Genomic DNA, 6,627 nt, shown 5'->3' with positions numbered 1-6,627 from the left:
TTCTCGATGAACTGGGCTACATTAATCTGGGCGCGGGCAGTCCTTTGCTTTTCCAGTTCTGCTCAGAACGCTATGAACGTGGCAGCCTGATCATAACCACAAACCTGGAATTTGGCCGTTGGGGGGAGGTATTTGGCGACAATGCACTAACCGTAGCTTTACTGGATCGGATAACCCATCATGCCCATGTTATTCCGTTCATAGGTGAATCCTACCGGTTTAAGCAGAGCAAGGGAAACAAAATTAACGATTAATTAACTGAAGTAACCGCCTGGAGGGTGGTCAATTTTTTGGCTGTCACGGTGGTAAACTTTTTGATTGACACTACTAACAGATCAAGGAACTGGTTCGGGGCAGTGTAGAGAAGAACATTACTTAGAAACAAAAGGCACCAGAACTTTTGTCCCTGTGTGCCCCTTGCTTTCGTCAATGAATTTCATATTTTGAATCGTAACGAAGGTGCGACTCCCTACAGTATAGGAAAAACTGCCGATGCTATCTCTAAAATTACAAGGTAAAAAATCAGGTGTCAAATACCCCAAAATAACTAATGCCATGCGGGTTTGACCGCATGGCATCTTTTATTACCTAAAATTTTGAGGCGTTAGGTAATAAAAGATGCCTTATTCTTGAACAATTATATTGCCGCCCGTAAATATTTTTTCTACACATCTTCTCCAAGCTTCAGGAACGCTATTCCAATCAGTCCACGTTTCAGAAATGTGCTTATATGCCTTAAATGGTTTATCTGCGGTAGGTACTGTGTATCCCAATACATCTTCAATGCAGTTTTGCAAAACAATTAATTGCTCATCGCTATTTAAAGTTTGTCGTATTGGTTCATTAAACTTTTCCGCTCCGGCTATACCAAAATCGCCATCGTGTATTACATAAATATTTATAGACATGGATTTTAAATACTTAACTAAAGCAATAATTGTGGCTTTTCCGCGTGCTCGTATTATATGCCAATCCGACAAGATATTTGTTTTTAAATTAGTTGGCATTTTGTTAAATGTTTCAGTTAACACTACTTGTTCGGTGTCACCCTCAACTATAAGGACCTTTTTTACAAAAAAACTTTTAGCTATAGTGTCATCAACCTTAAGTATCATTTTTATGTAGTCTTTTAATTCTCTTGCAACTTTTGGTATTCTTCTGTCACATTAAAAGGTACTGAGCTAACGATTTCCACTTGCCCATCATCCAAAATATCATCTTTTTTGGTAGCGCATAAGTTATTCAACACCTGAGCGGGCTTTTTACTAATGTCAATCATATATGGCGAATGTGTTGTACATACAATTTGATTGTTTCCGCTCTCTGCCAAATTATAAATTGTGTCTCGCATTTTATTAATTGCGTTGGGATGTAGATAGATTTCCGGTTCCCCTCTTTGGTGGCAGAACCAATTAGGCGCTCAGGTTGCTCTCCAGCATTTCCTTATCCTCCATAATTGGCAAGAGCCAACTATAGTCTAACCAAATAAACTTTGATGTAGAATTTCCATTTACACAAAATAATTTACATTCCCTTAGGCAAGAAAAAATGCATATCATAATTTGTAAATAGGAGCGCTTAAATGCATTAATTCCTACCTCTTCTTCAAGAATCGTTGTTTCAAAACACTCTTTAAACACAGAGAATTTATTATTGTGCGTTATATGTGATGGTGTTATCCCTGTTTGAACCAGAATCCTGCAATTTTCATATTGACCTAATGTCAAATGTGATATTGGATGAGTTATTGGTTTGCGGTATTTTCTTGGGGAAAGTCTTGGGCCTCATATTCTATCTGCAGCAAAGACAGCCAATTAAGCCGCCCTTGGACTTGCTATTATTCGTATTCATCTTCATCCTCGATCGAATCATGTTCCAAAATCCGGTAGTTTTCAATAATTCCATTACAGTATTTATGAAGCTGGGGAATATCTCGAGTTACCGTTTCCCATAAAGTCCTAGTATTAACACTTTCGTATTGATGAGCCACAATATTTCTTAAACCCTTAATATTCTTCCATGGCATCTCATTGTATCGTTGCTTAAAATCTTCTGAAAGATGACCAGATAATTCACCGATCTGCAAAAGGCATAGTGATATAGCATTTCTATAAATTGAGTTTGTACTGAACTCTTCAAAAGAATCTTCAAAGAATGATTGTGTATGTTTAACCTCAGAACAATATCCGATTATCCTCTCTAAGATATCAATATTTCTCTCCTTATTGCTCATATAAAAGGATCTCCTCCTCCCCAATCCTTTTCAGAAATTTCTCGCTCAATCCTTCCGTTTCTACCACATCAACCGATAAATTCAAACGTTCCTCAAGGTCCAGCTTAAACCCTGACAGTTCAAACAATCCCTTAATTTCACCTTTATCAATCCGTAAATCAACATCACTACCGGGTTTAGCCTCACATCTTGCATAAGAACCAAAAAGGACAACCCGTTCCACACCATACTGTCTAGCAACGTCGGATACAATTGCCCTGATATCCTCAATCTTATAGCATTGTGCTAACACAACCGCTCATCCTTTCTACAACCTCACCCAAAACCCATTCTATGGAAATAGTATACCATAAATCATTGAACACTTCCTACAAATATTAGGGGTTATTTCTTTCTTTGTACCATTTGATTTAGATCCGAGAATACCAACAAATTATATATCACCCTACAATTAAATATCACTTAAATCCCGCAATAAAATATCATATACATCCTGAAGCACCAGAGTCTCAAGTGTTTCAGGATTTTAAACCCTCATAGCATGTCAACACTATATACTTTGGGGATGGAGCAGCGCAAAGTCTTATGTCATCTAGGTTTACGTTTGTATATGGTAAATCTTTGCGAGATTTAGGATATCAAAGAACTCTTTTCTTAAAATAAAACAAAATAGGCAACAGTTGTCAGCGTCAACTGTTGCTATATGTATTCAAATATTGAAATATCCGGAATTTCAGTTAATAAAAGCTGACATTCTTAATAATGATCGTCATAATTTGGATGAGGAACTTCTGCTTTATTTCCGTGGAACATCATATACTGTTGATTTGCCGGGAACATCTTGAAATATAAAGCCAAATTTTTGTTGTGTCCAAACCAAAAATAGACTCTCGTTTTGTCCACATTCAGGACAATGAATTGAGGAACTATCGTGTCTATCTCTCTCCCAAGTACAGATTATAAAGTGCAAACCACATTTTAAACATTTAACTTTCTTTTGAGTATAAGTCGCCGTAGTTTGAACTAGTTTAGAAACAAGTTTTTCACCCTTTTCAGTTATTTCAAGTTCATTCCCTTTTGATTGAATTAACCCTCTAGCTAATAGTTCTATGATAGATTTTGGATATTGCCCTACCTGTCTTTCTTTGGGAAATAGCTGCTGACTTCCGATACTAAGTACACATAAATCGCTATTTGATATTTCACCGATGGTTGGTACTTTGCTGATAAATATAGGCGATCTTTCACAAAGCATAATAGAAAGTAGCTCTATTGCCTCATCACTCAGATTATCTTCATCTTTATTATTCCTAAGAGTATATGCAAGTAATGAAGATACTACTTCAAGTTCATTCCTAGTCATCGGCTTAGTAGCAGGTAGCTTACCACAAGCTACCATATCATATACATTATCTCTACATTTTTTCAATTCTTTTTCGGTAAATTTGCGAGTCATATGAGGTATTGTATGAATATCGGAGTGACACTGAATACATATAGGCATTAAATTATCAAAGTCATTTGTTCCACCATCACTTTGCTCTCTAATATGATGCACCTGAATTTTTAGCGGCAAAAAGTTCCTGCACACGCAACAATGCCTTGCAGATTTTGATAGGACTTCTGATGCTATTTCATCCGATATCGTCATACCATTTCCTCCATTCCTATATTTAAGATCAATTTAGCCTTTGTTTTCCTCTTGGATCTTATAACAGGTGTTATGACGATCCAAAAATCGGCTTTTCCTTATTTGCCCATATCAAATTAACTATTTTGGTATAACTCTCATAGTTATCGGCCATTTCTTCGTTAAACCAATTTGCAAAAACTGTATGTATCTCATCCGCTAATTGATGTGCAAACTGCGACTTACATATCAATTATTTATTTCAGGATCACACTCATCATCAGGTGATTTATCTCTCTTAGGCCGATGGGATCAACCTCATTCCCTTCCTAAGTTCAAGAAACTACGGCGTATACACAACATTGTCATTGATTGAAATCTTTTCTTCTAATATTTTTTAAATTGGATAATAGACATTATAACGGATTGGCTAATGCTCGTGTCAGGTCAAATTCGGCCTTGAGCGTCAATTTACCTATTTTTGATTACCATCTCCTAATTTAATTTTACCATTTTACTCTAAACCCAAACCTTCTTTTCTTCAAATTGCTTTGTTTTATTTATTAGGTAGTCTTTTTCTCTGCATTCTAGATTAGCTTCAATGAGCCATTGCACATGCTAAGTTCCTTTGCTAAACGCCCATACATAGAAACGTCACTCTTCAATTCGTCTCCGCATATCCTTTCTAAAATCCTTTAGAGTCTGATATGAATAGGATACCAACAGAATTTCATCCTAACATGCAAAAAAGCCTTGAGTCGTACAACTTAATGTACCTCAAGGCTTTCATTATGTATCTCCACCAAAATTCGAGGGTTTTGATTGGTGGAGGCGAGGGGAATTGCACCCCTGTATCGAAGAGCTGCCACAAAAGCGTCTACGCGTGTATCCTTCTCTTTAAACTTCGCCTCATGGGCTCCAGAAGGCAGGATCCTTCCGAGGCTATCTCGATAATCTTAGCTAATGACTCCGAGAATTGTCATTAGAGCGGTCCTACTAATTTGACACCCTGACCCTTCATCGTAGGCTAAGAAGGCAGGATGCTAGCAGCAATTAAGCTGCTAGAGCGTAATTATCGTTGTTAACTATTAAGGTCCACCGTTTAACGAGACCAGGTGGAATCTCGACGCGCAACTCTTGCCACCGCTTCCCCGAGCGAGTCTAAAACGCCCCCTTGTGTTGTTTTACAATACATAGTATATCATTTTTTTGCATAAAAGATAGCGGTACATCTTAGTTTTCCAGCTTTTCTTTAGATATTTTTGATAATAATTCCAAAGAATCATCTTTGCCAAAGGTAATATTCCGGCCTGAGTGTTTGGCCTTATAGAGATTTTCATCGGCACGTTTCAGGAGGTCCTCTATAGTGGAGTCTTCAAGAGTCATTTCCGCAATGCCCAGACTAATACTTACATGTACCGTTATATCCTCAAATTGCAGGGCAACATCATTTGTAACTTGACGCAATCGCTCCGCAACAGCATGACATTTTTGAATGGAGGTTTCCGGAAAGAGCAATACGAATTCATCCCCGCCCAGACGGCCGAAAAAATCAATATCCCGGATCTCTGCTTTGATTTTTTTGGTTAGTTCAACAAGTAATTTATCACCGATAGGGTGACCGCAGGTATCGTTAACCTCTTTAAAATGGTCAATATCAAAGACAATAACTGAAAAAGGGTGATTTAATCTTCGTGAACGTATCATCTCATTATTGCCAAGCTCGTTAAGTTTGAGACGATTGCTTATTCCGGTCAGTGGATCCGTTGTTGCCAGATCTTCTAATTCCTTTTGGGATTCAAACAGTTCCTGGGCTAATCTCTGGCTATTGAGCATCAGGAAGGCCATCGCCACGATGACGTCCATGATATGCTCTGTAAAAGCAAGCGTAATATTAATAAATACCGGTTGAAGAGCGTTGCGGGCTGAAGGATCCAAGAACCAGACAATATTGCGAACTACTAAAACAATACCACAAAAAACGTGGGATATGGAGATAATCCATGGTGTTAATCTGTGAGAGATCGTCCCTCCTTTAAGAATACCAATAGCAATGCATCCTCCATAATAGATAAGCCAGATCGTCAGGAAGAGCAGGCGCATTAGGGGGTTATCATCCACATAGGTAAAATAAATTAAGATGATGAAAATAGTAAGCAAAGATACTATATTTTTCTTCTTTGTCGCAACGGCTTGGCCGGTAAAAGCTCTGACCCCTTCATAACGAATCATTATAGCGAGTACGGCTGCGATATTACCCACGATTATGGATACAAAAACAGGTAAGATAGGTCTGGCTGCAGTGAGAACATACAATGTTGCGGCAACTACATTAGACATAGCCCAATAGCCGAATCCCGGATAGGTTTTTTGGGTCTTCCAGTAGATTAGCATCGATATGGCAATGACAAAATGAACAGATATCGTCATGATAAATAAGGTCTGCAAGTCAATCATCAGCATCATCCTTTGGTTAATGGATTAGCTAGCCTATGGGTGTGAATCTATTTCAGTGTAAATGGAATAATCATCCAGATAATTGGCAATACTATTATTGCGGCATAACTAGGGCCACGCTGAGGAGCGACCCAACGCCTGTCGCAGCTTATACGATGAACGGTGGAGATGTCTTCCGCCGTTTTTTGTTCATCGGTAAGCTTCAAGCGGATAAACCTCGGGAGTTTGAGGGCAGCGCCCTCAAGACCTTACGCTGTCAGCCTGTCTGCAAAGAAGATCATCATTTGGCTGTAGGCCATGGGCCAGT

The 6,627-nt window shown here is 38.4% G+C and carries 7 protein-coding genes, 1 other RNA gene and 1 pseudogene; 1 reads left to right on the top strand and 8 read right to left on the bottom strand.

What is annotated here, in order from left to right; genetic code table 11:
• A partial coding sequence (locus BUA14_RS27095; RefSeq protein ID WP_178371826.1) for an ATP-binding protein occupies positions 1-254 on the top strand: 254 nt, incomplete at its 5' end.
• A 369-nt stretch (positions 255-623) separates the two neighbouring features.
• On the opposite strand, the gene BUA14_RS27090 is transcribed toward BUA14_RS27095, so the two are convergent.
• From BUA14_RS27090 to BUA14_RS27060, 8 genes and pseudogenes are all read right to left on the bottom strand, one after another.
• Positions 624-1,115: a TOPRIM nucleotidyl transferase/hydrolase domain-containing protein gene (locus BUA14_RS27090; protein ID WP_072775431.1), complete on the bottom strand. Its 492-nt coding sequence runs from the start codon at positions 1,113-1,115 to the stop codon at positions 624-626.
• 14 nt (positions 1,116-1,129) lie between these two features.
• A complete protein-coding gene (locus BUA14_RS27085; RefSeq protein WP_282433404.1) occupies positions 1,130-1,381 on the bottom strand; it encodes an AAA family ATPase in 252 nt (83 codons plus the stop codon).
• 31 nt (positions 1,382-1,412) lie between these two features.
• Positions 1,413-1,751, bottom strand: a pseudogene (locus BUA14_RS29030) (hypothetical protein); the annotation flags it as partial.
• Positions 1,752-1,837: 86 nt separating this feature from the next.
• Positions 1,838-2,233: a HepT-like ribonuclease domain-containing protein gene (locus BUA14_RS27080; RefSeq protein ID WP_072775429.1), complete on the bottom strand. Its 396-nt coding sequence runs from the start codon at positions 2,231-2,233 to the stop codon at positions 1,838-1,840.
• The gene (locus tag BUA14_RS27075; protein ID WP_072775428.1) at positions 2,223-2,525 is read right to left on the bottom strand and encodes a nucleotidyltransferase family protein; all 303 of its coding nucleotides are present in this window, start codon (positions 2,523-2,525) and stop codon (positions 2,223-2,225) included. Before BUA14_RS27075 ends, BUA14_RS27080 begins: the two co-directional genes overlap by 11 nt.
• Before the next feature lie 504 nt (positions 2,526-3,029).
• Complete coding sequence (locus tag BUA14_RS27070) at positions 3,030-3,884, bottom strand: HNH endonuclease (protein WP_072775427.1); 855 nt, start codon at positions 3,882-3,884, stop codon at positions 3,030-3,032.
• A gap of 802 nt (positions 3,885-4,686) precedes the next feature.
• Positions 4,687-5,037: a transfer-messenger RNA gene (gene ssrA / locus BUA14_RS27065) on the bottom strand.
• A gap of 59 nt (positions 5,038-5,096) precedes the next feature.
• Positions 5,097-6,320: a GGDEF domain-containing protein gene (locus BUA14_RS27060; RefSeq protein ID WP_072775426.1), complete on the bottom strand. Its 1,224-nt coding sequence runs from the start codon at positions 6,318-6,320 to the stop codon at positions 5,097-5,099.
• Positions 6,321-6,627 lie beyond the last annotated feature (307 nt).

The sequence above is a fragment of the Desulfitobacterium chlororespirans DSM 11544 genome (assembly GCF_900143285.1).
Lineage (GTDB): Bacteria > Bacillota > Desulfitobacteriia > Desulfitobacteriales > Desulfitobacteriaceae > Desulfitobacterium > Desulfitobacterium chlororespirans.
This window is presented reverse-complemented; position numbering and strand designations above follow the sequence as displayed.